This window comes from Xenophilus arseniciresistens (assembly GCF_028023875.1).
Taxonomy (GTDB): domain Bacteria; phylum Pseudomonadota; class Gammaproteobacteria; order Burkholderiales; family Burkholderiaceae_C; genus Xenophilus; species Xenophilus arseniciresistens.
The window spans coordinates 505,952-529,763 of the sequence record NZ_JAQIPB010000003.1; the positions used below are offsets into that span (position 1 = coordinate 505,952).

Sequence of the window (23,812 nt, forward strand, 5' to 3'; positions counted from 1 at the left end):
GCATGCGTCCGAGGCTTGGCGGCCCTGTTGCTGGCCGTGACAGCCGGACCCACCCTGGCGCAATGGCTTGCCTCATCACCGCAGGAACAGGCCCTCGATGAAATCGCGTTCAGCGACATCCGACGATCTCTGGAGACAGGGCTGGACGACGTGCAGAGCCTTTTCGTCGCCTCGGGTGGCCGCGTGCTTTTCGAGTATCACCGTGATGGCCAGCCGGACGCGTTGCGCGACGTTCAGTCGGTGGCGAAAAGCGCGCTGTCCACGTTGGTGGGCATCGCGTTGACACGGGGACATCTCGCGTCCGTGGATCAGGCGGTGCTCGACCTGATGCCTGAATGGGAGACTGCCAACATGGACCCCCGTGCCAGGCAGATCACCGTCCGCCACCTGCTGACCATGACCGCCGGCTTCGACACCCGGGTCGCTCCGACCCCATCCGCCGATCCTTTGTCCAAGCGGCTCTGGGCGCGACCCCTGGCCCACACGCCCGGCAGTTCATTCGCATACGACAACGGGGCCGTACCGATCCTGGCGGCCGTGCTGGAACGGGCTGTAGACATGCCTCTGCCCCAGTACGCACGGGAACATCTGGTGGCACCACTGGGCATGCATGAGCCGGTCTATGGCCCCACCAGCGCACGCATGCGAACGCAGGACATGGCCAAGCTGGGCCAGTTGCATCTGCAGGAAGGTCGCTGGAATGGCGCACAGCTCGTTGCAGCCGACTACATCGGGTCGGCCACGACACCGAGGAATGCAGGCGGCCCGCCCGTGGGCCTGTCTTACGGCTACATGTGGTGGTCTGCGCCATCGCAGGCATCGCGGCCCACGTTTCTGGCCAGCGGCTTCGGCGGGCAGTTCATATGGGTGAATCCGGCCACTGAGTTGGTCGTCGCCGGCACGTCCACGGTGTCACCGCAATCCGCTGCCCGAGGACAACTGCTGCGGCTCATCCGCAACGAAGTCTTCGCCGCTGCCCAAAAGCGCCGGAAAGACGGCGGCTGATAGCTCACTTGGTGCAGCCGACCGCGTCGAGTACGTCACCCTCGCTTGCCGCTCTCTCAGCAGCCCTGCACTGGTTGTCGGTGAACTATCAGCAGTTGATCATGCCGCTGGTCAAGGCGCTGGCGAACGTGGCGGCAGGGAGCGATCGAAGCTGGCGTTTTCGTCCGGCGCTCGGGTTCACGAAGTGGCGGTAAGCGCCTGACCTGTGGCCTGACCGGCCGCGGCAGTGATGGCGCGCAGCTCTGCCAGCAGATCCGGCAACGCCGACTGGACAGTACGCCAAACAACTTCGGTATTGATCGTGAAGTAGCCATGCGCCACCTGGTTGCACATGTCGCGGATGCTGCGCCAGGCCACCTGTGGATGCTGGGCGAGGAAATCGGCATGCTTGACCATCAGCTTAGTCACAGCTTCGCCGAGGATCACAAAATTGAAGAGCACAGCCTTCTGTGTGATTTCGTCTGCCAAGAAAGCCGCGTAGTCCATGTCCGCGGTGTATTCCAGGCTGAGTTGCGCCGCTTCCTCCATGTGACGCAAGTAGTCGGGCAGGCGGGGATCAGAAGCCATACCGGCTGTGCTTCGGCAATGACCGCCGCGCGGAACTTGAGTGGCAAGCTCCCCGGGGTTCGAATGTCCACCGGCACGCCGAGCAAGTCTTCCAGCGCGCCCTGCAAACCACCAAGGTCGAACAAGGTGGTCTCGGGCAGAGGGTCCACCAACAGATCCAGGTCGCTGCCTTCAGCGTCGTTCCCGTGCAGCACCGATCCAAACACACGCGGGTTCGCCACCGGAAAGTCGCTGGCGATCCGGCGGATGTCTTGGCGCTTGCGCGCAAACTGGACGGACGGTTTCATGCGGCGTGGCCCTTGGGCTCATGCGTGGAAGGCCTGAACGTTCTATTGACCGGCCCTGCGTTTCCCAGCGTCAGCAAATCGGACGTGAGGGCCAGCCACCCGCGCCCTCACCCGAACTCCGCAAGAGTCCCACCCCACGGCCGCGCTTATATTCACTGCCCTTGCCGCCATGAACTCCGCCCCCGACCTGACCGACACCCTTCTCGCCACGCCCGCGGCTGCCCGGCGCGGGGGTACGCGCATGCGCGAGGGCCGCCAGCGCATCCTGGCCGACATCCAGGCGGCGGCGATCACCGAGTTCAGCCGCAACGGGCTCAAGGGGACGTCCACGCAGGCCATTGCCGACCGCGCCGGCCTGACCAAGCCGCAGCTGCACTACTACATCACGGGCAAGGAAGAGCTCTACAACGAGCTGCTGATGCGCGTGCTGCACGACTGGAAGGTGGTGTTCTCCTTCGAGGAGCACAGCGACGAACCGGCGCGCGTGCTGGGCGCCTACATCCGGCAAAAGCTGGACCATGCCTTCGACCACCCCGAGATGTCGCGCATCTTCACGCGCGAGGTGCTGGACGGCGGGCACAACCTCGAGCGCTTCTGGCCCGTGTCGCGCCAGTGGACGCAAAAGAAGATCGACGTGATCAATGGCTGGATCGCGCGCGGCCTGATGCGGCCGCTGGATGCCCAGCTGCTGCTGCAGCATATCTGGGCCATGACCCAGTACCACGCCGACTACGCGCTGCAGGTGCGCGCGATGGCAGGCCTGCCGCCCGATGCGCCGCTGGAGCGCGAGCCGGTCGTGCGCGAGCTCACGGCGTTCATCCTGGCTGGCTGCGGGATCAAGCGCTAGCAACCCCACCTCGCGGCTCCACGGGCCGCACGCACCACATCGGCGCACCCACGCCCATGCCAGGCCCGGCCAGCCCTGGCACATGACTTGCATGAAACCTGACCAGTTGCTCTGATTAACTGGTCAAGCCCCATGCGTGTGCTCGTTGTCTATTGCCACCCCGTCGAAACCAGCTATGCCGCCGCCTTGCACGAAGAGGTGCTGCAGGGGCTGCGCGCGGCGGGGCACGAGGTGGACGACTGCGACCTCTACGCCGAGGGCTTCAACCCCGTGATGTCGCGCGAGGAACGGCTGGGCTATCACGACGTGCCGGCCAACCAGCGGCCGCTTCAGGGCTACATCGATCGCCTGCACCGCGCCGAGGCCATCGTGTTCTGTTTTCCCACCTGGTGCTTCGGGCTGCCGGCCATGCTCAAGGGCTGGTTCGACCGGCTGCTGATGCCCGGCGTGGCCTTCGACATTTCCGACCCGGCCAAGGTCAGGCCCATGCTCACGCACATCCAGCGCATCAGCGCCGTGGTGACCTACGGGCGCCCGCGCTGGATGGCCTGGTACATGGGCGATCCGCCGCGCAAGATCATCACGCGCTACATGAAGCGGCTGACGGCCGCACAGGCGCGGGTGGACTACCACGCCCACTACCACATGAACGTGGCCACGCCCTCGCAACTGGCCCGCTTCAAGACCCGCGTGGGCCAGGCCATGGCCCGCCTGGCCTGAGCACAAACCGAGCCCCTCATGCACCGCACCCCCACGCATCTGCACGACGTCCGGCTGCCGCGCTGGCTGCTGCCCGCCGACTGGCCCCTGGTCCACGGCCTGCCCGCGCTGGCGCAGCTGGAGATGGCGCACGGCCGCATCACGGCGCTGACACCGGCCATGCCGCAGCCACAGCAGCAGCAGGCCACGCCGCAGGCCTGGCAGCTCCATGGCGCGCTGGCCCTGCCGGGCTTCGTCGATGCCCATGTGCACCTGGACAAGACCTTCACGCTGCCGCGCATCCCGCACATCGTGCCGGGGCTGCTGGGCGCCATCGAGGCCATGATGGCCGACCGCGAAGGCTGGACGCACGAAGACGTGCGCCAGCGCGCCGACCGCGCCCTGCAATGGGCCTGGGAAGCGGGCAGCACGCGGCTGCGCACCCATGTGGACTGGTGGGAGGCCGACCGCGTGCCCGTGGCCTGGCCCGTGCTGGGCGAGCTGGCCCAGGACTGGCGCGGCCGCATCCGGCTGGAGCGCGTGAGCCTGATGCGCCTGGCGTTTTATGAAGATGCGCAGCAGGCCGATGCGCTGGCCCGCCGCGTGGCCGCCAGCGGCCCTGATGCGCTGCTGGGCGGCTTCGTCCACACCTCGCACTGGAACGAGGCGGGGCTGCGCCAGTTGCTGCTGGCCGCCCAGCGCCACGGCCTGGACGTGGACCTGCATGTGGACGAGGAGCTGGAGCCTTCTGCCCATGGCCTGGCCACCATTGCGCGGCTGCTGGGCGAGATCGGCTTCGAAGGGCGCGTGGTCTGCGGCCATGTGTGCGCGCTGGCCGCGCAGGACGAGGCCACGGCGCTGCGCACGCTCGATGCGGTGGCGCGCGCGCCGATCACGCTGGTCTCTTTGCCCGCCACCAATTTGCTGCTGCAAGACGCCGTCACCGGCCGCACGCCGCGCCAGCGCGGCCTGACCCTGGTCAAGGAAGCGCGCGAGCGCGGCATTCCCCTTTTGCTGGCCAGCGACAACGTGCAGGACCCGTTCTGCCGACTGGGCAGCTACGACCCGGTCGATGCACTGGCCACGGGCGCCCTGGTGGGCCAGTTGCCCGAGCCTTTCGACACCTGGTCCGAAAGCCTGTGCCGCGCGGACTGGCTGGAGCGCGCACCTGCCGCCACCCAGGCGCCCTCGCTGATCGGCGCGCCCGCCGACCTGGTGCTGCTGTGCGACGCCGATGCGCATGGCTTTCCCTCGCGCGCCGCACGCCGCGTGGTGCTGCGCGAAGGCGCGCTGGCGCACGGCACGCCGCCGCCTGCCTGGCGGGGGCCGCAGGCCTGAGCCCGCCTTCTTCCGTCCCACCGTCTTCCCTCCTTCTTCCGACCCCGAGGCCCAAGTCATGCTCCACGGCTACATCCCGCCCCATCGCTTCCTGCCCTACCTGAGCTGGACCGAGATCGACCAGTTGCCCGACCGCGAGAACACCGTGATCGTGCTGCCCTGCGGCGCCATCGAGCAGCATGGCCCGCACCTGCCCTGTTCGGTGGACAGCGTGATCTCCTCGGGCGTGATGGGCGAGGCCCTGCGCCGCCTGCCGGCCGAGGTGCGCGCCTTTGCGCTGCCCACCATCACCTACGGCAAGTCCGAGGAGCATCTGCACTTCCCGGGCACCATGACGCTCACCGGCACCACCTTGCTGTCCACCGTGATCGAGATCGGTGAATCGGTGTACCGCAGCGGCTTTCGCAAGCTGCTGCTGGCCAACGGCCACGGCGGCCAGCCCCAGGTGCTGGAGATGGCCGCGCGCGAGCTGCGGCTGCGCCATGGCGACTTCGTGATCGTGCCGCACGGCGTCTCGCGCCTGCCCAGCGCGGCCAGCAAGCAGGTCAGCGAGCAGGAAAAGAAGCTGGCCATGCACGCCGGCCATTCCGAAACCGCGCTGATGCTGGCCCTGGCGCCCGAAACGGTGCGCATGGACCGCGCCGCCGCCAACTTCCCGCCGCCGTTCCCGATCAAGCTGCTCTCGCCCGACGGCCGCCCGGCCTGCGCCTGGACGGCGCGCGACTTCGGCCCTTCGGGCGTGATCGGCGACCCCACCTCGGCCACGCGCGAACAGGGCGAGGAGATCCTCGGCACCCTGGCCGACAGCTGGGTCCAGGCGCTGACCGAGCTGTACCAGCTGCGCTGGCTGGTACGCGAAGAAGCGACCTGGGAGCGTGGCAACCAGAGCGGCTTCATCCAGACCAGCGCGGCGCTCATGCCCGCCTGAGCGGCCCGCGACTTGCATTCCCCCCTCCCCTCATTCCCCACTGGAGAAACCCATGCGCTTTCGCTTCGCTCCCCTGCTCGCCACCGCTGCGCTGGCCGCCGCTTCCATCGGCACCCAGGCGCAGGAGAAGTTCACCTACATGACCAACTGGTACGCGCAGGCCGAGCACGGCGGCTTCTACCAGGCCGTGGCCACGGGCATCTACAAGAAATACGGGCTGGACGTGACCGTGAAGATGGGCGGCCCGCAGGTCAACATCCTGCAGATCATGGGTGCCGGCCAGGCCGACTGCATCATGGGCTCGAGCGACCTGCAGATGATGATCGCGCGCAACGGCGGCCTGCCTGTGGTCACCGTCGCCGCGGTGTTCCAGAAAGACCCGCAGGTGCTGATCGCGCATGAGGACGTGAAGAGCCTGGCCGACATGAAGGGCAAGACCATCCTCATCGCGCCCGCGGCCCAGCGCGGCTACTACGCGTGGCTCAAGGCCAAGTTCGGCTTCACCGACGCGCAGACCCGCCCCTACACCTTCAACATCCAGCCCTTCGTGGCCGACAAGAACGTGGTGCAGCAGGGCTACCTCACGTCCGAGCCCTTCGCCATCCAGAAGGCCGGCGTGAAGGCCAACACCTTCCTGCTGGCCGACAACGGCTACCCCTCCTACGCCACCACCATCTCCTGCATGGAAAAGACCGTGAAGGAGCGCAGCAAGGCCGTGGAGGCCTTCGTCAAGGGCACGGCCGAAGGCTGGAAGTCCTACCTCGCCGACCCGGCGCCGGCCAACGCGCTGATCAAGAAGGACAACCCCAACATGACCGACGAGCAGCTCGCGCACAGCGTGGCCAAGCTCAAGGAGATGGGCATCGTGGCCAGCGGCGACGCGCTGACCCAGGGCATCGGCACCATGACCGAAGCGCGCGTGAAGCAGAACCACGAATTCGCCGTCTCGGTCGGCCTCATCGAAGCCGGCAAGGTGGACCTGGCCCAGGCTTTCGACCTGCGCTTCGTCAAGGCCGCCAAGGTTCTGCCCTGAACGCAGGCACGGCCCCGGCCCTGCCCCACCCCGCGAAAGACACAGCCATGAGTGATCACGCCCCCGTGCCGGCCATCGAGGTGCTGTCGGCACAGAAGACCTACCCCAACGGAACGGTCGCACTGCAGCCGGTCGACCTCACGATCCAGGAGGGCGAGTTCGTCACCCTGCTCGGCCCTTCGGGCTGCGGCAAGAGCACGCTGCTCAAGATGGTGGCGGGCCTGCTGGAGCCCTCCGACGGGCGCCTGCTGCTGTGGCGCAAGCCGGTGGCGGCGGCGCTCGAAGGCGCGGTGCAGGCCGAGGCGAAGAAGATGGCCTTCGTCTTCCAGTCGCCCACGCTGATGCCCTGGGCCAGCGTGCAGGCCAACGTGCGCCTGCCGCTGGACCTGGCCAAGGTGCCGCGCGCCGAAGCCGACGCGCGCGTGGCCGAGGCGCTGGAACTGGTGGGCCTGTCGAAATTCGCCAAGGCGCTGCCGCGCGCGCTCTCGGGCGGCATGCAGATGCGCGTGTCCATCGCGCGCGGCCTGGTGGTGCAGCCCAACCTGCTGCTGATGGACGAGCCCTTCGGCGCGCTGGACGAGATCACGCGCCACAAGCTGGACGCCGACCTGCTCGAGCTCTGGCGCAAGAAGAAGCTCACCGTGGTCTTCGTCACCCACTCCATCCACGAGGCCGTGTTCCTGTCCAGCCGCGTGGTCATGATGGCCGCGCGCCCGGGCCGCATCGTCGAAGAGGTGCGCATCGATGCGCCCTACCCGCGCAGCGCGGAGTTCATGGTCTCCAGCGAATTCCAGCACTACGCCAAACACCTGCAACGCAGCCTGCTGGCAGCCAGCCAGCACAACGAAGAGGAGCATCCGGCATGAGCACGACCTGGAATGCCGCGGCTTCCACGCCGCCTCCCGCAGCCACCACATCCTCCCCGGCACTCGCCCCCGCCCCCACCAGGCCCGCGGCGCGCAGTGCGCCCGTGCGCGTCCCCCTGCTGCGCCAGCCGCGCGTGCAGCGCGTGCTGCTGCCCGTGCTGGTGGGGCTGGTGCTCATCGGCGCCTGGCAGGCGCTGGTGGTGGGCCTGGAACTGCCGCCCTACCTGGTGCCTTCGCCCGGCCTGATGATGCAGACGCTGCTCACCGACGCCGGCATGCTGGGCATGGCCCTGCTGGTGACGCTGAAGATCACCGTGCTGTCCTTCCTGGTGGCCACGGTGCTGGGCGTGCTGATCTCTTTCGTGTTCGTGCAGAGCCGGCTGATCGAAACGGCCCTGTTCCCCTACGCGGTGCTGCTGCAGGTCACGCCCATCGTGGCCATCGCGCCGCTGATCATCATCTGGGTCAAGGACCCGACGGCCTCGCTGGTGCTGTGCGCCACGCTGGTGGCGCTGTTCCCCATCATCAGCAACACCACCCTGGGCCTGCGCAGCGTCGACCCGGACCTGCAGGCCTACTTCAAGATGAACCGCGCCACGCGAGCGCAGACGCTGGTGCGGCTGCGCGTGCCCAGCGCACTGCCCTACTTCTTTGGCGGCCTGCGCATCTCCAGCGGCCTGGCGCTCATCGGCGCCGTGGTGGCGGAGTTCGTGGCCGGCACCGGCGGCGCTGCCACCGGCCTGGCCTACCAGATCCTGATGGCCGGCTACCAGCTCAACATCCCGCGCATGTTCGCGGCCCTGCTGCTGATCTCGCTCACCGGCGTGGCCCTGTTCGTGCTGATGGCCTGGGCCACGCGCGCAGCGCTGGGCTCCTGGCACGCCAGCGAGCTTTCGAATGACTGATGAGACCCTCACCGTGAACGCTCCCGCCTCCGCCATCGAACAACTGCAGCTGGGCCTGCCCGAGCTGGACTGGATCACCGACCCCAACCGCATCCAGCGGCTGTCGCAGGACTTCTCCTGGTTCAGCCCCGTGCTCACGCGCCAGCTCGAGGGCAAGGTGGCCGACGCCGTGGTGCGCCCGCGCACCGAAGAACAGATCCGCCAGGTGGTGGCGGCCTGCGCGCGGCTGAAGCTGCCGCTGACCCTGCGCGGCAGCGGCACCGGCAACTACGGCCAGACCACGCCGCTGGCCGGCGGCGTGGTGCTGGACATGACCAGCTTCAACGAACTGCTGTGGCTGCGCCCGGGCCTGGCGCGTGCGCAGGCCGGCATCCGCCTGAACGAGATCGAGAAAGCCGCGCAGGCTGAAGGGCAGGAGCTGCGCTGCATGCCCTCCACCTACCGCAGCGCCACGCTGGGCGGCCTGTTCGGCGGCGGCTTCGGCGGCGTGGGCTCCATCAACTACGGCCCCCTGGCCGCGCCCGGCAACGTGGTGGGCCTCAAGGCCATGACCATCGAGCCCGAGCCGCAGATCATCGAGCTGCGCGGAGCCGAGGCGATGCGCATGCACCACCTGTGGGGCACCAACGGCCTGGTGCTGGAACTGGAGATCGGCCTGGCGCCGGCCCAGCCCTGGCTGGAGACCCTGGCCGTCTTCGACGACTTCGACGCCGCGCTGGCCTTTGCCGACCAGCTGGCGCGCGCGCCCGGCCTGGACAAGCGCGAAGTGGCCTTCCTGGCCAGCCCCGTGCCCGACTACCTGACGCAGCTGGCCGAGTCCCTGCCCAAGGGCTGCCACGCCGTGCTCTCGCTGGTGGCCGAGGCCGGCGAAGAAGCGCTCGCCGAGCTGGTGTCTGCCCACGGCGGCAGGGTGAGCTACCGCCGCACCGCGGCCGAGGTGAGCAAGAGCCACAAGACGCTCATGGAGTACACCTGGAACCACACCACGCTGCATGCGCTGCGGGTGGACAAGAGCCTGACCTACCTGCAGACCACCTTCACGCCCGGCGAGTACGTCAGGCAGATCACCGAGCTGAGCCGGCGCTATGCGGGCGAGGTCTTCATGCACGCCGAGTTCCTGCGCAACATGGAAGGCCAGACCAACTGCAGCGCGCTGCAGATCGTGCGCTTCACCACCGAAGAGCGGCTGCAGCAGATCATCGACGAGCACCGTGCCTACGGCGTGCGCATCAACAACCCGCACACCTTCATCGTCGAGGACGGCAAGGCCGGCGGCGACCTGCCCGAAGACGTGCTGGCCATGAAGGCCCGCTTCGACCCCCTCGGCCTGCTCAACCCCGGCAAGCTGCGCGGCTGGCCCGTGGGCGCAGCATCATGAGCATGGGCAGCCCCATGGCCCGCTACGCCGCGGCGCAGCGTGTGGGCGATTTCGTCTTCATGAGCGGCGTGGTGGCCGTGGACCCCGCCACGCGCCAGGCCGTCTCTTCCTACGAGCAGTTGCCCGAAGCGGCCCGCACCGAACTGGGCCGCCTGGGCTTTTGCACCGGCCAGATGTCGGTCGACGTGTTCGAGGCGCCCATCGTGGCCCAGAGCTGGTTCGTGCTCGAGCGCATCCGCGCCCTGGCGGCCGAGCATGGGGGCAGCATGGCCGACGTGTTCAAGCTGGTGCAGTACTTCCGCCGCCTTCCCGACTACGCCCCCTTCAACCGCGTGCGCGGCCTGTTCTACCCCGACGCGCCGCCCGTCAGCACCGTGCTGGAAGTCAACCGCTTCCTGCCGGGGGACGAGGTGCTGATCGAGGTGGAAGCGACGATGTACCTGCCGCGCACGGCCAGCCGCTAGGAACGCGCCTCGCGGGTCGGGCGGCAGGCGCTGTCATCTTCGTGGATGACAGCGCCCCGCCGCACATGCTCCTACGCTCGGTCGCGGTTCGCACAGGCTCCCCAGAGCCGGAACCGATGCGAGGAGACATGACGATGACGACGACCACCATGCGCAACAGGAGCGGACGGCCACGCCCCGCTGCAGCCTGCGCCCCCACGCTGCTGGCGCTGGCCCTTTTGGCCGGATGCGGCGGCGGAGGCGGCAACCCCAACTACGCGCTGCTGGGCCTGCTGCGGCCCACCGAACCGGGCACGCCGGCCCCTGCGCCGGCGCCAGCTCCCAGCCCCGAGGCCCGCTGCGCCGACATGGTGGGCCAGCACGGCCTGGCGGGCACCACGCTCAAGACCCGCTACGTGGCCGCGGGCACGCGCCGGCCGGGCACGGCCACCACGGGCGACTTCCTGGGCGGCCACTGCGTGGTCACGGGCAGCATCGACCCGCGCACCGGCGTGGACGGCAAACCCTATGCCATCGGCTTCGAACTGAGCCTGCCCGACGACTGGAACGGCCGCTTCCTGTACCTGGGCGGCGGCGGCAACGACGGCACGCTGCGCGACACCTCGCTGTCGTCCAGCATCTCCATCGGCACGCCTTCCCCGCTGGGCCAGGGCTATGCGGTGGTCTCGACCAACGCGGGCCACGAAGGCACCAGCGCCAGCTTCGGCGCCGATCCGCAGGCGCGCATCGACCATGCCTACAACGCGCATGACAAGACCGCGCAGGCAGCCAAGGCGCTGATCACCTGGCGCTACGGCAAGGCGGCGCACCACGCCTACTTCTCGGGCTGCTCGGGCGGCGGGCGCCAGGGGATGATGTTCTCCCAGCGCTTCCCCGACTACTTCGACGGCATCACGGCCGGCGCGCCGGCCATGCGCGTGTCCAGCGGCGCCACCATCGCGGCGATGTGGAACAACCGCAAGTTCACCGACATCGCGCCCGTTGGCGGCGACGGCAAACCCGTGCTGTCGCAGGCCTTTTCCAACACCGACCTGAACCTGGTGGCCGATGCCGTGCTGGCCGCCTGCGATGCGGGCGACGGCGCCGTCGATGGCCTGGTGCAGAACACCCGGGCCTGCCGCTTCGACCCCGCGGTGCTGCAGTGCGCGGGCACCAAGAACGACAGCTGCATCAGCGCGGCCCAGGTCCACGCGCTCAAGGATGTGTTCGGCGGCCCGAAGGATTCGGCGGGCAAGGCCCTGTACGTGACGCAGCCCTGGGACCCGGGCATCCGTGATGCGGGCTGGCGCGCCTGGACGCTGGGCACCTCCACCACCGGCACGCCCAACTCGCGCTACAACGTGCTGATGGTCGATGCGCTGGTCAACGAGTTCTTCACGCCGCCCGACCCGGCCTTCAACCCGCTGGCCTTCAACTTCGACACCGACCCGGCGCGCATGCAGGCCTTCTCGGCCGTGTACGACACCTACCGCGACGACCAGCTCACGGCCTTCAAGGCGCGCGGCGGCAAGCTGATGTTCATCCACGGCATGGCCGACCCCATCTTCTCGGCCGACGAGGTGGTGGAGTACTACGAGCGCCTGGCGGCCAACCACGGCGGCATCGCGGCCACACAGGGCTTCGCGCGGACCTTCCTGGTGCCGGGCATGGCACACTGCTCGGGCGGCCCGGCCACCGACACCACCGACTCCCTGCAGGCCATGGTGGACTGGGTCGAAAAGGGCATCGCCCCCGACACCCTGGCCGCGCGCGCCAGCGCCACCAACGCCTACTTCCCCAACCGCACGCGCCCGCTGTGCCCCTACCCCAAGTTCGCGAAGTACAAGGGCTCGGGCAGCATCGAGGAGGCTGCGAGCTTCAGTTGCGAGGCGTCTTGAGGGGCGTGCAGGCCTGAGGGCGGCATTGCGGCCTGCGGCTTGATCAACCGCCGGCCGCAGCCTCCTGCACCAACAACGCATCCAGCTTGCGCGTCATCTTCTCCTCGACCGTCGGCGCCAGCGCCGCCATGAGGCCGCCCAAGCTCAGGTGCACGACGAAGCGCGTGGCGCCCACCTGCACGGTGCCTTCGGCGCCCATGCCGCCAAAGCGGATGCGGTCTTCCGGCTCCTGCCCATCCGCAGAGGTGGTGGCTGCTGCGGCGGCGGGTTCGTGCTCGAACTGCAGGCCCCAGCGTTCGCGGGCCTGGGCCATCCACTGCGTGGCCACGCCGCGCGCACGCGGCAGGCCCAGGTTGTGGGGGCGCTCAATGTGAATCTCGGACATTCTTCTTCAGGTCTTGGTGTTCATGATCGCTGCGTGCCGCCACGTCGCCGGGCGCGGCATCGTCACCGGGGGAAGGGGCGGCCGCCAGCGCCGCGCGGCGGGCCTGCGCGGTGGGCAGCGCGGCAATGCGCCGCACGGCGGCATGAAAGCGCGCCCAGTCGCGGCCCTGTTGCAGGAACAGGCGCTCGAAGGCCGGCACCAGGTCTTCATAGGCTGCCTGGGTGGCAAAGCTGGCGTTGTTGGCCGCGGCGACCCAACCGTCCCACGCGCCCTGGCGCGGGCCCGGCGGCCACTGGGCGCGCAGCGCGGCATAGCGCTCTCGGAAGGCGGCCATGGCGGCCTGCTTGTCCTGCTCCACGCGCGCCCAGTCCTTCGCCCTGGCGGCTTCGGAGCCATAGACTTTTTCCAGCGCGTCGCGCGTGGCGCGCATCAGCGCGCGCATTTGGCGTCGGCGCGCGTCGAATTCGGCGTACTCGGTGCGCGCGGCCTCGCCGGCCTGGGTGCGCAGCCATTGCGCACTGCCCAGCCGTTCCACCGCCGTGGCGTAGGACTCGTTGAAGCCCGTGTCGCCGGCCACGTACAGCACCTGGTGCGCCAGCTCATGGAACACCAGCCGCGCCAGTTCGCCTTCGGGATAGCGGATGAAGGTGGAGAGCAGCGGATCGCCGCCGGCCCAGTTGAGCCAGCCCAGGGTGGAATAGGCGGGCACGGGGTAGACGGCCGCCTCCAGCCCGGCTTCGCGCTGGGCCTGGGCCTCCTTTTGCGCGGCGGCGAGGTCGTAGTAGCCGCGGTAGCCCACGCACCCGGCGACGGGGAAGCACCAGGTCTTGAGCGTCAGCGCGTAGGGCGGCGTGGCCACCACGTTCCACACGGCGGCGGCGCGGCCCAGGTCGGCGTAGCCGGTGTAGCTGGCGTTGTCGGGCAGGGCCAGTTCTTGGCTGGCGAAGCGGCGGATGCGCTGGGCCAGCACCAGCCGCTCGCGCAGCGCGGATGGCGTGGCGTCGTCGGCCAGCCAGTCGGCCACGGGGCGCGATGCACGCATCAGACCCACATGGCCCTGCGCGGCCTGCCAGTAGTAGCCCAGCGTGCCGCAGCCGCTCAGCGACAAGGCCGCGCCCAGCGCCGCGAGTGCCAGCGCAGCCCGCCACAGCCCCGGCCGCCTGCGGCGCATGCCCTGGCTCATCCGCCCAGCGCTTCGACCTGCACCAGGCAGTCGTAGAAGGTGGGGCCGCGGCCGATGTCGGTCAGGCGCTGGCTCGTGAGTTCGTTGACGTTGGTGCCATCGCTGCCCAGCTTGCGCCACCAGATGCCCAGGCCGTTGACCACGCCGGGCCGCGCGCGGCGCGAGACCTCGGCGCGGCAGCGGTGCTCGCCGCGCGCGTTGAACACGCGCACCATGGCGCCGTCGGCAATGCCGCGCGCGGCGGCGTCCTCGGCATGGATCTCGATCAGCGGCTCGCCCTCGATGCTGCGCAGGCTCCTGACGTTGACGAAGCTGCTGTTGAGGAAGTTGCGCGCGGGCGGCGAGATCATGGCTAGCGGGTAGTCGCGGCTGCTGCCGGCCGGCTCGTAGTTGGGCAGGTGGTCGGGCAGGCCGTCGATGCCCTGCGCGGCCAGCCGGGCGCTAAAGAACTCGCACTTGCCCGAGGGCGTGGGGAAGCGCCCTTGCGCAAAGGGGGCCTCGGGCATGGGCAGGCTGGCAAAGCCGTCGTGCTCCAGCGCGGCCCAATCGATGGCGCCGGGCGCGAAGGCCTGGCGGCACAGCGCCTCGTCCTCGTCGGCGAAGCAGGGCTCGTCGAAGCCCATGCGCCGCGCCAGCTCGCGGAACACCCAGGCGTTGCTGCGCGCCTGGCCGCGCGGCGCCACGGCGGGGCGGTTCAGCAGCACGTCGGTGTGGCCATAGCTGGTGTGGATGTCCCAGTGCTCCAGCTGCATGCTGGCCGGCAGCAGGTAGTCGGCATGGTCGGCGGTGTCGGTCTGGAACTGCTCCAGCACCACGCAGAACAGGTCTTCGCGCGCGAAGCCGGCCGCCACCTTGGCCGATTCGGGCGCCACGGCCACGGGGTTGCTGTTGTAGACCACGATGGCCCGCACCGGCGGGCCGCCGGCCAGGGCCTGCGCATCGCCCGCGAGCGCATCGCCGATGCAGCTCATGTTGATGGTGCGCGGCTGGCGGCCGGCCAGCAGGTCGGGCCGCTGCAGCGCGGCGCGGTCAACCGGGAACTGGCCCGAGCTGCTGAGCAGCACGCCGCCGGCCCGATGGCGCCACGCGCCCACCAGCGCCGGCAGGCAGGCGATGGCGCGCGCGGCGTTGCCGCCGCCGCGCACGCGTTGCATGCCGTAGTTCAGGCGGATGGCCGCGGGCTTCGTGGTGCCATAGGCCTGGGCCAGATCGCGGATCTGCTGCACCGGCACGCCGCACACCTGCGCCGCGCGCTCGGGCGGCCATTGCAGGGCGCGCTCGCGCAGCGCCTCCCAGCCCAGCGTGTGCTGCGCGATGTAGTCGTGGTCCAGCCAGTCATGCACGATCAGCTCGTGCATCAGCGCCAGCGCCAGCGCGCCGTCGGTGCCGGGCAGCAGCGCGATGTGCGCGTCGCACTTGTCGGCCGTCTCGGTGCGGCGCGGGTCGATGCACACCAGGCGCGCGCCGGCGCGCCGCGCGGCCTGCGCATGGCGCCAGAAGTGCAGGTTGCTGGCGATGGAGTTGCTGCCCCAGATCAGGACCAGCTTCGCTTCGGCGAAGAACTCCATGCGCATGCCCACCTTGCCGCCCAGGGTGTAGGCCATGGCTTCGCCGCCCGCGGTGGCGCAGATGGTGCGGTCCAGCAGCGAGGCGCCCAGCCGGTGGAAGAAGCGCCGGTCCATCGACTCGCCCTGCACCAGGCCCATGGTGCCGGCGTAGCTGTACGGCAGGACGGCCTGCGGATCGTCCTGGGCCAGGGCGCGCAGGCGGCGGGCGATGTCGTCCAGCGCCTCGTCCCAGCTCACGGGCTCGAAGCGGCCCGAGCCCTTGGGGCCGCTGCGCCGCAGGGGCTGCACCAGGCGCTCGGGGTGGTCGTGGCGCTCGATGTAGCGCGAGACCTTGGTACACAGCACGCCGCCGGTGGGCGGGTGATCGGGGTTGCCCTGGAGCTTGACGGCGCGCCCGTCCTGCACCGTGGTCAGCAGCGCGCAGGTGTCGGGGCAGTCGTGCGGGCAGGCGCCGCGCACCAGGGTGGCATCGGGGGCGTGGGAAGTCATGGCTTTTGGGAGATGGCACGGCGGCGCAGTCGCCAGCGTGGAAGGCGCAGTCTAGGCCCTCTGGCCCCGTCACCGAAGGCCGGGGCGCGCTACAGCCCGTGCTCGCGCAGGAAGCGGTCGAGCTGGTGGCTGTTGGCCACGCCGAGCTTGGCAAAGGCGTGGGCCCGATGGGTCTCCACGGTGCGCTGTTCCATGGGCGCCAGCTCCCTGGCGATCTGCTTGTTCGGCTTGCCTTCGGCCGCCAGCAGCGCCACCTGCTTCTCGCGCGGGGTCAGCCGATCCCACAGCGCCTGGGCGGCCCGGCGGGCCTGGCTGCGGGCGGCCAGCTCGCCGGCATGCGCCAGGGCCGCGGCGATGGTGTCGAGCAGGCGCTCGTTGTTGCACGGCTTCTCGAGCCAGCCGAAGGCGCCTTTCTGCACCGCCTCGACGGCCGCGGGGATGTCGCCATGGCCGGACAGGAAGATCGCCACCAGCGGGCTGTCCTGGGCGCGCAGCGCATGGAACACCTCCAGCCCGCTCATGCCCGTCATGCGCAGGTCCAGCACGACGCAACCTGCGCGCTGCAGGTCGGCCTGCGCCAGGAAGTCCTCGCCCGAGGCGAAGGCCTGCACCGCGTAGCCGCGCGACAGCAGCAGCAGCCCCAGCGATGTGCGCACGGACTCGTCGTCGTCCACGATGCACAGGTGATTCACGACGGTGGCATTCATGAGGGCGTGATCTCGAGTTCGAGGGTGAAGGTCGTGCCGCCGCCTTCGCGCGCGGCAAAGAAGAGCTTGCCGCCATGGGCTTCGACGATGGTCCGGCAGATGTTCAGCCCCAGCCCCAGGCCCTCGGCCTTGGTGGTGAAGAAGGGGGCGAACACCTGCTCGGCCAGGGCGGCGTCGATGCCGCAGCCGCGGTCGGCCACGCGGATCTGCACGCGGCCCGCGCGCAGTTCGGCGTCGATGCTCACCACGCGCTGCGGCTGCGGCGTGGCCTGCATGGCCTGCAGGCCGTTCGAAAGCAGGTTCAGCAGCACCTGCTCCAGCAGCACGCGGTCGCCGCGCACCAGGGGCAGATCGGGCGGCAGTTGCACGGTGGCGCGCGCCTTGCGCTGGTGCAGCTCGCCCTGCAGCAGCGCCAGCGCGTTGGCCACGAGTGCGGGCACGGCGCAGTTCTCGATGCCCATGGTGCGGTGGCGCACGAAGCCGCGGATGCCGCGCACGATGTCGGCGCTGCGCTCGACCTCCGCCACGGCCTTGCCCAGGCTCTCGAGCAGCAGCGCCTGCCGCCCCTGCAGCGCGAAGGCCTGGGCGGCGCTGGCGTAGTTGCTCAGCGCCATCAGCGGCTGGTTCAGCTCATGCGCCAGCGTGGAGGCCATCTCGCCCAGGCTGGCCAGGCGCTGCGCGTGCTGCAGCTGTTCGTCGTGGCGGCGCAGGCGTTCCTCGGCGCGCTTCTGCTCGGTGATGTCGACGATCGAATTCATCCAGCCCGTGTGCCGGCCGGCCGCATCGATCAGCGGCGCGGTGTAGACCATGGCGATCAGCGCATGCCCGTCGCGATGGCGCATGGGCGATTCCAGGCCCACCCGCCCCGACTGCCCGCGGATGGTGGCCTCGTAGCGCTGCCACAGCAGCGTCATCTCGTCCGGATCCCAGAATGGGTAGGGCGGCAGCCGCCCGAGCAGCTCGCCGGCCTCGAAGCCCGTCATGGTGCAGAAGGCCGGGTTGACGTAGGTGATGCGGCCCTCAAGATCGCGCGCACCCATGCCCACGGGCAGCGAGTCCTCCATCGCCTTGCGCACGGCGTGGGCCTCGTCCAGCGCCTGGGTGCGCTCGCGCACGCGGATCTCCAGGTCGCGGCGGGCATTGCGCTGCTCTACGAAGCGGCGCTCGCGCAACTGCCAGTACAGGCCGCCCAGCAACAGCACCGTGGCCGCCAGCAGGCCGATGAGCCAGGCCTGCTCGCGCGCGAGCGCCACGTCGCCGTGGTCGGCCGTCACGGTCAGGCTCCAGCCCAGCTCGGCCAGCGGCCCCTCCATGGCCAGCAGCCGGCGCGACTTGCCGGCGACGCGGGCATCCACCAGATAGCGCGAGGGCACGGGCTCTGCCTCGGGCCTGCGCTGCCAGGGCAGACGCGCGAAGTGGGTGCGGTCGCCGTACTGCAGGTTCTGGCGGATGGTGCGCAGGTCCTCGGCGTCGAGCGCCCGGGTGGCGGCATAGAGCCAGGACGGCTCCGAACTGAGGAACACCACGCCCCGCGCGTCGGTCACGAAAACCGGGTCCCGCTCCGCGGCCCATGACTGCTGGAGCGCATCGAAGCTCACCTTCACCGCGACCACGCCGATGACGCTGCCGTCGGCGGGCGCCCGCACCGGCGACGCGATGAACAGCCCCGGCTCCCCGGTGGTCTGGCCCACGCCATAGAACAGGCCCTGCCTGCCGGCCGCGGCATCCAGGAAGTAGGGCCGGTTGGCATAGGACTCGTTGACGAAGCTCAGCGGCGAGTTCCAGTTGCTGGCCGCCAGCGTCAGGCCCTTCAGGTCGATCAGGTAGAGCGCCTCGGCGCCCGCGACCTGGTTGACTTCCTGCAGGTAGAGGTTCGCGCGGCGGATGGCCTCGCCGTCCTGCGCCCGGGCCAGGGCGGCCTGGATGAGCGGATGCAGGCCCACCGTGTGCGGCAGGTGCCGATGCTTGCCGGCCGCATCGCTCAGGCCCAGCGCGTGCAGCTCCACCGCGCGCCGCATCGCGCCCACCTTCTGGTGCTCCTCGCGATCGGCCGCCCACTGGCCGGCCAGCGCGATCAGCACCAGCGTGGCGGCCAGCACCACGGCCCAGACCACGAAGGAAAGCCGCCAGTCGTGCCGCTGCGCCGACGCGGGCGCCGGCACGGCGGGCGATGGATTCGGCATGTGGGCGGACATGGCGAGTTGAAGCAGTCCCCGGCGGGGTCTGGACCGGCCCGATGATAGGGCTGGCCGGCAGCAGCCTGCGGCGCTCAGCCGGCGCGCGCCGGCCGCGCCTCGGCGGGCGGTTCGGCGCCCTCGCGGCGGCCGCGCAGGAACTCGAGGGCCTCGGACTGCTTCTCTAACACATGCGCCGCCACGTCGCGGCTGGCCAGCGCGGCGCCCAGTTTGGCCCGCATGAAGGCGCTGGTGGTGTAGCGCCGGGCCGATTCGTAGAACCTGGACTCCAGGTCCTGCACCATCTCGAAGTAGGCGTCGCTCAGGGTCTCGTCCAGCCGGAAGCCGTCGTAGTTGGCCACCAGGTTGACCTTGCGGCCGATGCCGCTGCACAGGGCCTCGAACACGCGCCGGATGCTGTCGATGTCGGCCGGCTCGCGGATCGCCAGGCCCTCGTAGTTGGCGAACAGGATGTTGCGCTGCGGCTCGTAGCTCAGGCGATCGGACAGCTCCAGGTCGCCCAGCAGCGAGCGCAGCTGCATGGGCTTGGGCCGCAGCAGGCGCGCGTCCATGGGTTTGAGCTCGCCCATGATCGGCCGGAAGTCCATGAGGCGCAGGATGTCGCGCTCCACGTCGATGCCAGGCGCCACCTCGTCCAGCCGCAGCCCGCCGCCAGGCGCCAGCGAGAACACGCAGCGCTCGGTCACGTAGAGCACCGGCTGGCCGCGCCCGGCCGCATGCGCGCCGCTGAAGGTGATCTGCTCCACCTTGCTGACGAACTTGCGCTGGCGGCCTTCCTCGGTGATGCGCACCTTGCCGTCTTCCACGCTCACCTTCAGGCCGCCGGCCGTGAAGGTGCCCGCGAACACCAGCCGGCGCGCGTTCTGGCTGATGTTGATGAAGCCGCCGGCGCCGGCCAGGCGCGGGCCGAAGCGGCTGACGTTGACGTTGCCCTGCCCGTCCACCTCGGCCATGCCCAGGCAGGCCAGGTCCAGCCCGCCGCCGTCGTAGAAATCGAAAAGCTGGTTCTGGTGCAGCAGCGCCTGCGTGTTCACGGCCGCGCCAAAGTCCAGCCCGCCCTGCGGCATGCCGCCGATCACACCGGGTTCGGCCGTGAGCGTCAGGTGGTCGAGCACGCGTTCCTCGGCGGCCACCGCGGCCACCATCTCGGGCATGCCGATGCCCAGGTTGACCACGCCGCCCAGCGGCAGCTCGAAGGCGCAGCGCCGCGCGATCAGCTTGCGCTCGTCCAGCGGCGCGGCGGCGATGCGATCCACCGGCACCCGCACTTCCGACGAGAAGGCGGCGTTGTAGCTGGTGGCATAGGTCTGCTGGTGGGTCTGCGGCTCGGCCAGCACCACGCAATCGACCAGCACGCCGGGCACCACCACGCGGCGCGGGTCCAGCGATCCGGCCGCGGCGATGCGCTCGACCTGCACGATGACCAGCCCGTTGGCGTTGCGCGCGGCCATGGCGGCGGCCTGGGCGTCCAGCAGCAGGGCCTCGCGCTCCATGGTCACGTTGCCGGCCGGATCGGCCGTGGTGCCGCGGATCAGCGCCACGTCGATGCGCGGCGCCTTGTAGAACAGCCACTCCTCGTCGTCGATGGACTGCAGCTTCACCAGCGGCTCCACCGTGATGGCGTTGATCTGCCCGCCGCCCTGGCGCGGATCGACGAAGGTGCCCAGGCCCACCTTGGTGAGCGTGCCCGCGCGGCGCGCGGCAGCATCGCGGTAGAGGTTGGAGATGATGCCCAGGGGCAGGTTGTAGGCCTCGATCCTGCCCTCCAGCGCCAGGCGCGAGAGCTGGGGCACCAGCGCCCAGTGGCCGCCCACGGCGCGGTGCACCAGGCCCTCGTGCGCCAGCCGGTTCAACCCGCGCTGCGCGCCGTCGCCGGGGGCCGCGGCGAAGATCAGCCCGAGATCGCGCGGGGCGGCGGTTTCCAGGAAGCGCCGCTCCAGCGCCGCCAGCAGGGCCTCGGGCGTGCCGATGCCCACGAAGCCCGAGCAACTGACCATGTCGCCGTCGCGGATCAGGGCCACGGCTTCCGCGGCGGTGGTGATCTTGTCCCGGATCATGGCGTGGTGACTCCTTTTTTCTGTCTCGGCGCCTTCTGCGCGGCGCGCGGCGGCGGCGCTTCGGTTGGCGCCGCCCCTCCCGCGCCCTCGCCCATCAGGAAGCGCCGCACGAGCGCGATCTGGTGCGGGTCCATGAGCGCAGGCGCATGGCCGCAATCGCGCAGCTCCACCGCCTGCACGCGGCCGGCGGCCGCTGCCGCCCCCCGGCGCAGCATCTCCTGCACCGTGGCCGCCTCCAGCAGGTCGGAATGCTCGCCGCGCAGGATCAGCACCTCGCGGTCGATGGCATCCCACAAGGCCCACAGCACCACGTCGAACATGATGGGCACGGCGAAGCGGCGGCCAAAAGCCGGGTCGAAGTGGAAGCGCCAGCCGCCGCGCCCGTCGCTGCGCAGGCTGTGTTCGGCCAGGTGCTGCCACTGCGCGTCGCTCAGGCGGCCAAAGGGCGCATGCAGCTCGCGCAGGTGCGCCTGCCCCTCTTCGAGGCTGGCGAAGCGCCAGTCCTTCATCAGGTAGCTGCCGATGCGCCGCAGCGCCTGCGCCGACAGGCGCGCGCCGAAATCGTTGAGCACCAGCCGGCGCAGGGGGCTTGCGCGCTCGGCCGCCACCATCATGCCGATGTGGCCGCCCAGCGAGCTGCCCACCCAGTCCAGCTGCGGCACGTCCAGCCGCGCGATCAGCGCGGCCATCGATTCGACATAGGCCCGGTCGGTGTAGTCGGCGGGGCCGCCCAGCCAGTCGCTGCGCCCGCGGCCCGGCAGGTCGGGGGCGACCACGCGCAGGCCGTGCGCCGCCAGGTCGGCGGCCAGCACGTCGAAGTCGCGGCCGTTGCGCGAGATGCCGTGCACGCACACCACGGTCTGCTCGGCCTTCTCGGGCCCCCACTGCGCATAGGCCAGGCGGCGAAAGCCGTGGGGGCCCAGCACCTGGACCTCCTTGAGCGTGGGTTGCGGAGCGCGCTTCATGCAGGAACAGCCATCAGTCGCGCGCGCCCAGCCAGTCGACGATGCCCTTGCCCAGCACGCCCTGCGACTTGCCGCTGACGAACACGCCCACATGGCCGCCCGGCAGGCCCAGCTCGGTGTAGTCGCGCGTGCCCACCAGCGCGCCCAGTGCCCGCGTGGTCGGGGGCGGGATGATGTGGTCGTCCTTGGCATAGACGTTGAGCACCGGAGACGTGATGGCGCGCAGGTCCACGGTGCGTTCGCCGATGCGGAACTCGCCGCGCGCCAGCTCGTTGTTCTTGTAGAGGTTGATCAGCAGCTGCTTGGCCGCCTCGCCCGGGTGGTCGGGCCGGTCGGCCAGCCACTTCTCCATGCGCAGGAAGTTCAGCAGCTTGCCTTCGTCGTCGAAGGTGTCGAGCAGGCCCAGGTTGTACTTGGACAGGCTGGCGGCCGGCGTCATCTGCGAGAACGCATGGCTCATCAGCTCGCCCGGCAGGTTGCCGTTGGCTTCAATCAGCCGCTCGATGTCCTCGTCTTCCAGGCTGCGCGCCCAGAGGTTGATCAGGCCGTGGCCGGGCCGGCCCTCCGCCTGGTCCTGGTGGAAGTCCACCGGCGTGATCGTGAGGATCAGGTTGCGGATGCGCTGCGGGTGCAGCGCCGCGTAGCACAGCGAGAAATCACCGCCTTCGCAGATGCCCAGCAGGTTGATGGCCGGCAGGCCGTGCGCGGCGCAGATGTGCTCCACGCAGCCCGCCAGGTACACCTCCACGTAGTCCTCGAAGCTGAGCCAGCGGTCGCCGCGGCTGGGGCTGCCCCAGTCCACGGCGTACACGTCCACCCCCAGCGACAGCAGGTTGCGCAGCAGCGAGCGGTCTTCCTGCAGGTCGGTCATGGTGTAGCGCCCCACCTGCCCGTACGCCACCAGCACCGGGGTGCCGATGCGGCGCTTCGCCGTGGGCTTGTAGCGGTAGAGCGTGGTCTTGTCCTGCCGCAGCACCACTTCCTTGTCGGCCGTGGCGATCTTCACCTGCTCGTCCTTGATCCGCTGCAGCATCCGGTGGCCGCGCGCCAGCTTCAGGTTCAGCGCGTTCATCTCCTCGAGCACCTGCGCGGCGGGATGGAGGTTCTTGGGCATGGGCGGGCTCCTCAGGACGATGCAGCGCCGCGCGTGCGGCGCCGGGGCGCCGCCGGGGCGGTCTTGGCGGCAGCCTTGGCGGCTTTCTTTGCCGCCGGCTTTGCGGGGGCGGCGATGGCAGGCGCAGCGGCAGGCCCGGCCGCGCGGCGGGCCAGGCGCAGTTCGCGGCGCAGCTCGCTGACCTGCTTTTGCAGCTCGTCCACTTCGCTGCGCGAAGGCAGGTGCGCGAGCTTGCACCAGGCCTCGGCGATCTCGCGCTCCTTCAGTTGCAGCTCCGACACCGAGCGCAGCAACTGCCGCTGCGCCTGCAGGAACTCGGGGCTGCGGTAGGTCTCGATCAGCGTGCTGTTGACAGCGGCCAGCCACTGGTCGGTCAGGCCGCGCCAGCTATGCGGGCGCTCCTCTTCGGGCTGCGTGCGCAGCGCCGCGCAGAAGCGCTCGAAGGCCAGGCCCCAGGCCTTGTGAAGCACGGCCTGCAGTGCGGCGGCATCCTTGTCGCGCTGCAGGCCCTGGCGGTTGCACGCCAGCAGCTTGCGGTCCAGGTCCCAGAGCGTGGCGTAGCGCGGGCCTTCGAGCATGCGCTGCAAGGTGGCGTCGAGCATGCCGGCGCCCGGGGCCGCCGCGCGCTCGGGCATGAACATCTCGCGCAGCTTCGCGGCATCGGGCATCTCGCCCACGGGCAGGTCCCTGGCAAGCTCGCTCCACTTGGCCATCGAGGCCTGCCAGCTCTCGCTCATCTGCGCGAACTGCGCCTCCAGCGGGCCCTCGCCCTGCCCCGCCGCAGCGCCGGGCCAGCCCAGCAGCTTGCGCCAGGCCGCCTGCTGGTCGGCCAGCCACTGGGCGTCCCAGGGGGCAAAGGCCGCGGCCACGGGCTCGTCCTGCGCCGCGCCGGAAGCGGCCCTTCCCTTCGAGGTGCGCTCTGCGCTCATTGGATGACCTTCGCGCAGACGCGCTG

At 70.2% G+C, this 23,812-nt stretch carries 21 protein-coding genes and 1 pseudogene; 11 read left to right on the forward strand and 11 right to left on the reverse strand.

The window, feature by feature from the left end:
• Positions 1–15: 15 nt before the first annotated feature.
• Positions 16–1,005 (forward strand): serine hydrolase domain-containing protein, encoded by a 990-nt coding sequence (locus PGB34_RS11020; RefSeq protein WP_271428119.1) that lies wholly within the window; start codon positions 16–18, stop codon positions 1,003–1,005.
• Between the two features lie 177 nt (positions 1,006–1,182).
• Here PGB34_RS11020 and PGB34_RS11025 read toward each other — a convergent pair whose 3' ends face one another.
• Positions 1,183–1,572: a HepT-like ribonuclease domain-containing protein gene (locus PGB34_RS11025; protein ID WP_271428120.1), complete on the reverse strand. Its 390-nt coding sequence runs from the start codon at positions 1,570–1,572 to the stop codon at positions 1,183–1,185.
• Positions 1,572–1,859: pseudogene (locus tag PGB34_RS11030) on the reverse strand (nucleotidyltransferase family protein); the annotation flags it as partial. The pseudogene PGB34_RS11030 and the gene PGB34_RS11025, both read right to left, overlap by 1 nt.
• Before the next feature lie 241 nt (positions 1,860–2,100).
• Between PGB34_RS11030 and PGB34_RS11035 the strand changes: the two are divergent.
• The 10 genes from PGB34_RS11035 to PGB34_RS11080 all read left to right on the forward strand — a co-directional run bounded on the left by PGB34_RS11035 (position 2,101) and on the right by PGB34_RS11080 (position 12,194).
• Entirely contained in the window at positions 2,101–2,706 is a 606-nt protein-coding gene (locus PGB34_RS11035) for a TetR/AcrR family transcriptional regulator (protein WP_271428268.1), read from the forward strand.
• A gap of 132 nt (positions 2,707–2,838) precedes the next feature.
• Complete coding sequence (locus PGB34_RS11040; protein ID WP_271428121.1) at positions 2,839–3,426, forward strand: NAD(P)H-dependent oxidoreductase; 588 nt, start codon at positions 2,839–2,841, stop codon at positions 3,424–3,426.
• 18 nt (positions 3,427–3,444) lie between these two features.
• A complete protein-coding gene (locus tag PGB34_RS11045; RefSeq protein ID WP_271428122.1) occupies positions 3,445–4,743 on the forward strand; it encodes an amidohydrolase family protein in 1,299 nt (432 codons plus the stop codon).
• A 58-nt stretch (positions 4,744–4,801) separates the two neighbouring features.
• Complete coding sequence (locus PGB34_RS11050; protein ID WP_271428123.1) at positions 4,802–5,671, forward strand: creatininase family protein; 870 nt, start codon at positions 4,802–4,804, stop codon at positions 5,669–5,671.
• Positions 5,672–5,723: 52 nt separating this feature from the next.
• A complete protein-coding gene (locus PGB34_RS11055; RefSeq protein ID WP_271428124.1) occupies positions 5,724–6,704 on the forward strand; it encodes an ABC transporter substrate-binding protein in 981 nt (326 codons plus the stop codon).
• Between the two features lie 47 nt (positions 6,705–6,751).
• The gene (locus PGB34_RS11060; RefSeq protein ID WP_271428125.1) at positions 6,752–7,570 is read left to right on the forward strand and encodes an ABC transporter ATP-binding protein; all 819 of its coding nucleotides are present in this window, start codon (positions 6,752–6,754) and stop codon (positions 7,568–7,570) included.
• Complete coding sequence (locus tag PGB34_RS11065) at positions 7,567–8,475, forward strand: ABC transporter permease (protein WP_271428126.1); 909 nt, start codon at positions 7,567–7,569, stop codon at positions 8,473–8,475. The genes PGB34_RS11060 and PGB34_RS11065 overlap by 4 nt, the downstream gene beginning before the upstream one ends.
• A gap of 13 nt (positions 8,476–8,488) precedes the next feature.
• Positions 8,489–9,853 carry an FAD-binding oxidoreductase gene (locus PGB34_RS11070; RefSeq protein ID WP_271428127.1) on the forward strand — a complete coding sequence of 455 codons (1,365 nt, stop codon included), beginning with the start codon at positions 8,489–8,491 and terminating at the stop codon, positions 9,851–9,853.
• On the forward strand, positions 9,850–10,317 hold the full coding sequence (locus tag PGB34_RS11075; protein ID WP_271428128.1) for a RidA family protein: 468 nt from the start codon (positions 9,850–9,852) through the stop codon (positions 10,315–10,317). Before PGB34_RS11070 ends, PGB34_RS11075 begins: the two co-directional genes overlap by 4 nt.
• 134 nt (positions 10,318–10,451) lie before the next feature.
• Positions 10,452–12,194 (forward strand): DUF6351 family protein, encoded by a 1,743-nt coding sequence (locus PGB34_RS11080; RefSeq protein ID WP_271428129.1) that lies wholly within the window; start codon positions 10,452–10,454, stop codon positions 12,192–12,194.
• Positions 12,195–12,237: 43 nt separating this feature from the next.
• On the opposite strand, the gene PGB34_RS11085 is transcribed toward PGB34_RS11080, so the two are convergent.
• From PGB34_RS11085 to PGB34_RS11125, 9 genes are all read right to left on the reverse strand, one after another.
• Positions 12,238–12,579: a polyhydroxyalkanoic acid system family protein gene (locus tag PGB34_RS11085; RefSeq protein WP_271428130.1), complete on the reverse strand. Its 342-nt coding sequence runs from the start codon at positions 12,577–12,579 to the stop codon at positions 12,238–12,240.
• A complete protein-coding gene (locus tag PGB34_RS11090) occupies positions 12,560–13,762 on the reverse strand; it encodes an aminopeptidase (protein ID WP_271428131.1) in 1,203 nt (400 codons plus the stop codon). The genes PGB34_RS11085 and PGB34_RS11090 overlap by 20 nt, the downstream gene beginning before the upstream one ends.
• Positions 13,759–15,819, reverse strand: a complete 2,061-nt coding sequence (locus PGB34_RS11095) for a molybdopterin-containing oxidoreductase family protein (RefSeq protein ID WP_271428132.1) — start codon at positions 15,817–15,819, stop codon at positions 13,759–13,761. The genes PGB34_RS11090 and PGB34_RS11095 overlap by 4 nt, the downstream gene beginning before the upstream one ends.
• An 89-nt stretch (positions 15,820–15,908) precedes the next feature.
• Entirely contained in the window at positions 15,909–16,526 is a 618-nt protein-coding gene (locus PGB34_RS11100; RefSeq protein ID WP_271428133.1) for a response regulator transcription factor, read from the reverse strand.
• The gene (locus tag PGB34_RS11105) at positions 16,523–18,709 is read right to left on the reverse strand and encodes an ATP-binding protein (protein WP_271428134.1); all 2,187 of its coding nucleotides are present in this window, start codon (positions 18,707–18,709) and stop codon (positions 16,523–16,525) included. The genes PGB34_RS11100 and PGB34_RS11105 overlap by 4 nt, the downstream gene beginning before the upstream one ends.
• An 86-nt stretch (positions 18,710–18,795) precedes the next feature.
• Positions 18,796–20,778 carry an acyl CoA:acetate/3-ketoacid CoA transferase gene (locus PGB34_RS11110; RefSeq protein WP_271428135.1) on the reverse strand — a complete coding sequence of 661 codons (1,983 nt, stop codon included), beginning with the start codon at positions 20,776–20,778 and terminating at the stop codon, positions 18,796–18,798.
• Positions 20,775–21,743, reverse strand: coding sequence for an alpha/beta fold hydrolase (locus tag PGB34_RS11115; protein WP_271428136.1), 969 nt, complete (start codon positions 21,741–21,743; stop codon positions 20,775–20,777). Before PGB34_RS11115 ends, PGB34_RS11110 begins: the two co-directional genes overlap by 4 nt.
• Before the next feature lie 13 nt (positions 21,744–21,756).
• Positions 21,757–22,857: a class III poly(R)-hydroxyalkanoic acid synthase subunit PhaC gene (gene phaC, locus PGB34_RS11120; protein ID WP_271428137.1), complete on the reverse strand. Its 1,101-nt coding sequence runs from the start codon at positions 22,855–22,857 to the stop codon at positions 21,757–21,759.
• An 11-nt stretch (positions 22,858–22,868) separates the two neighbouring features.
• On the reverse strand, positions 22,869–23,786 hold the full coding sequence (locus PGB34_RS11125) for a poly(R)-hydroxyalkanoic acid synthase subunit PhaE (RefSeq protein WP_271428138.1): 918 nt from the start codon (positions 23,784–23,786) through the stop codon (positions 22,869–22,871).
• Positions 23,787–23,812: the final 26 nt, after the last annotated feature.

What these genes read in the sequence shown, in the direction of transcription:
- PGB34_RS11025 (WP_271428120.1), bottom strand. Translation starts at nt 1,572, where the DNA reads ATGGCTTCTGATCCCCGCCTGCCCGACTACTTGCGTCACATGGAGGAA.
- PGB34_RS11035 (WP_271428268.1), top strand. Translation starts at nt 2,101, where the DNA reads ATGCGCGAGGGCCGCCAGCGCATCCTGGCCGACATCCAGGCGGCGGCG.
- PGB34_RS11040 (WP_271428121.1), top strand. Translation starts at nt 2,839, where the DNA reads ATGCGTGTGCTCGTTGTCTATTGCCACCCCGTCGAAACCAGCTATGCC.
- PGB34_RS11045 (WP_271428122.1), top strand. Translation starts at nt 3,445, where the DNA reads ATGCACCGCACCCCCACGCATCTGCACGACGTCCGGCTGCCGCGCTGG.
- PGB34_RS11050 (WP_271428123.1), top strand. Translation starts at nt 4,802, where the DNA reads ATGCTCCACGGCTACATCCCGCCCCATCGCTTCCTGCCCTACCTGAGC.
- PGB34_RS11055 (WP_271428124.1), top strand. Translation starts at nt 5,724, where the DNA reads ATGCGCTTTCGCTTCGCTCCCCTGCTCGCCACCGCTGCGCTGGCCGCC.
- PGB34_RS11060 (WP_271428125.1), top strand. Translation starts at nt 6,752, where the DNA reads ATGAGTGATCACGCCCCCGTGCCGGCCATCGAGGTGCTGTCGGCACAG.
- PGB34_RS11065 (WP_271428126.1), top strand. Translation starts at nt 7,567, where the DNA reads ATGAGCACGACCTGGAATGCCGCGGCTTCCACGCCGCCTCCCGCAGCC.
- PGB34_RS11075 (WP_271428128.1), top strand. Translation starts at nt 9,850, where the DNA reads ATGAGCATGGGCAGCCCCATGGCCCGCTACGCCGCGGCGCAGCGTGTG.
- PGB34_RS11080 (WP_271428129.1), top strand. Translation starts at nt 10,452, where the DNA reads ATGACGACGACCACCATGCGCAACAGGAGCGGACGGCCACGCCCCGCT.
- PGB34_RS11085 (WP_271428130.1), bottom strand. Translation starts at nt 12,579, where the DNA reads ATGTCCGAGATTCACATTGAGCGCCCCCACAACCTGGGCCTGCCGCGT.
- PGB34_RS11090 (WP_271428131.1), bottom strand. Translation starts at nt 13,762, where the DNA reads ATGAGCCAGGGCATGCGCCGCAGGCGGCCGGGGCTGTGGCGGGCTGCG.
- PGB34_RS11095 (WP_271428132.1), bottom strand. Translation starts at nt 15,819, where the DNA reads ATGACTTCCCACGCCCCCGATGCCACCCTGGTGCGCGGCGCCTGCCCG.
- PGB34_RS11100 (WP_271428133.1), bottom strand. Translation starts at nt 16,526, where the DNA reads ATGAATGCCACCGTCGTGAATCACCTGTGCATCGTGGACGACGACGAG.
- PGB34_RS11105 (WP_271428134.1), bottom strand. Translation starts at nt 18,709, where the DNA reads ATGCCGAATCCATCGCCCGCCGTGCCGGCGCCCGCGTCGGCGCAGCGG.
- PGB34_RS11110 (WP_271428135.1), bottom strand. Translation starts at nt 20,778, where the DNA reads ATGATCCGGGACAAGATCACCACCGCCGCGGAAGCCGTGGCCCTGATC.
- PGB34_RS11115 (WP_271428136.1), bottom strand. Translation starts at nt 21,743, where the DNA reads ATGAAGCGCGCTCCGCAACCCACGCTCAAGGAGGTCCAGGTGCTGGGC.
- phaC (WP_271428137.1), bottom strand. Translation starts at nt 22,857, where the DNA reads ATGCCCAAGAACCTCCATCCCGCCGCGCAGGTGCTCGAGGAGATGAAC.
- PGB34_RS11125 (WP_271428138.1), bottom strand. Translation starts at nt 23,786, where the DNA reads ATGAGCGCAGAGCGCACCTCGAAGGGAAGGGCCGCTTCCGGCGCGGCG.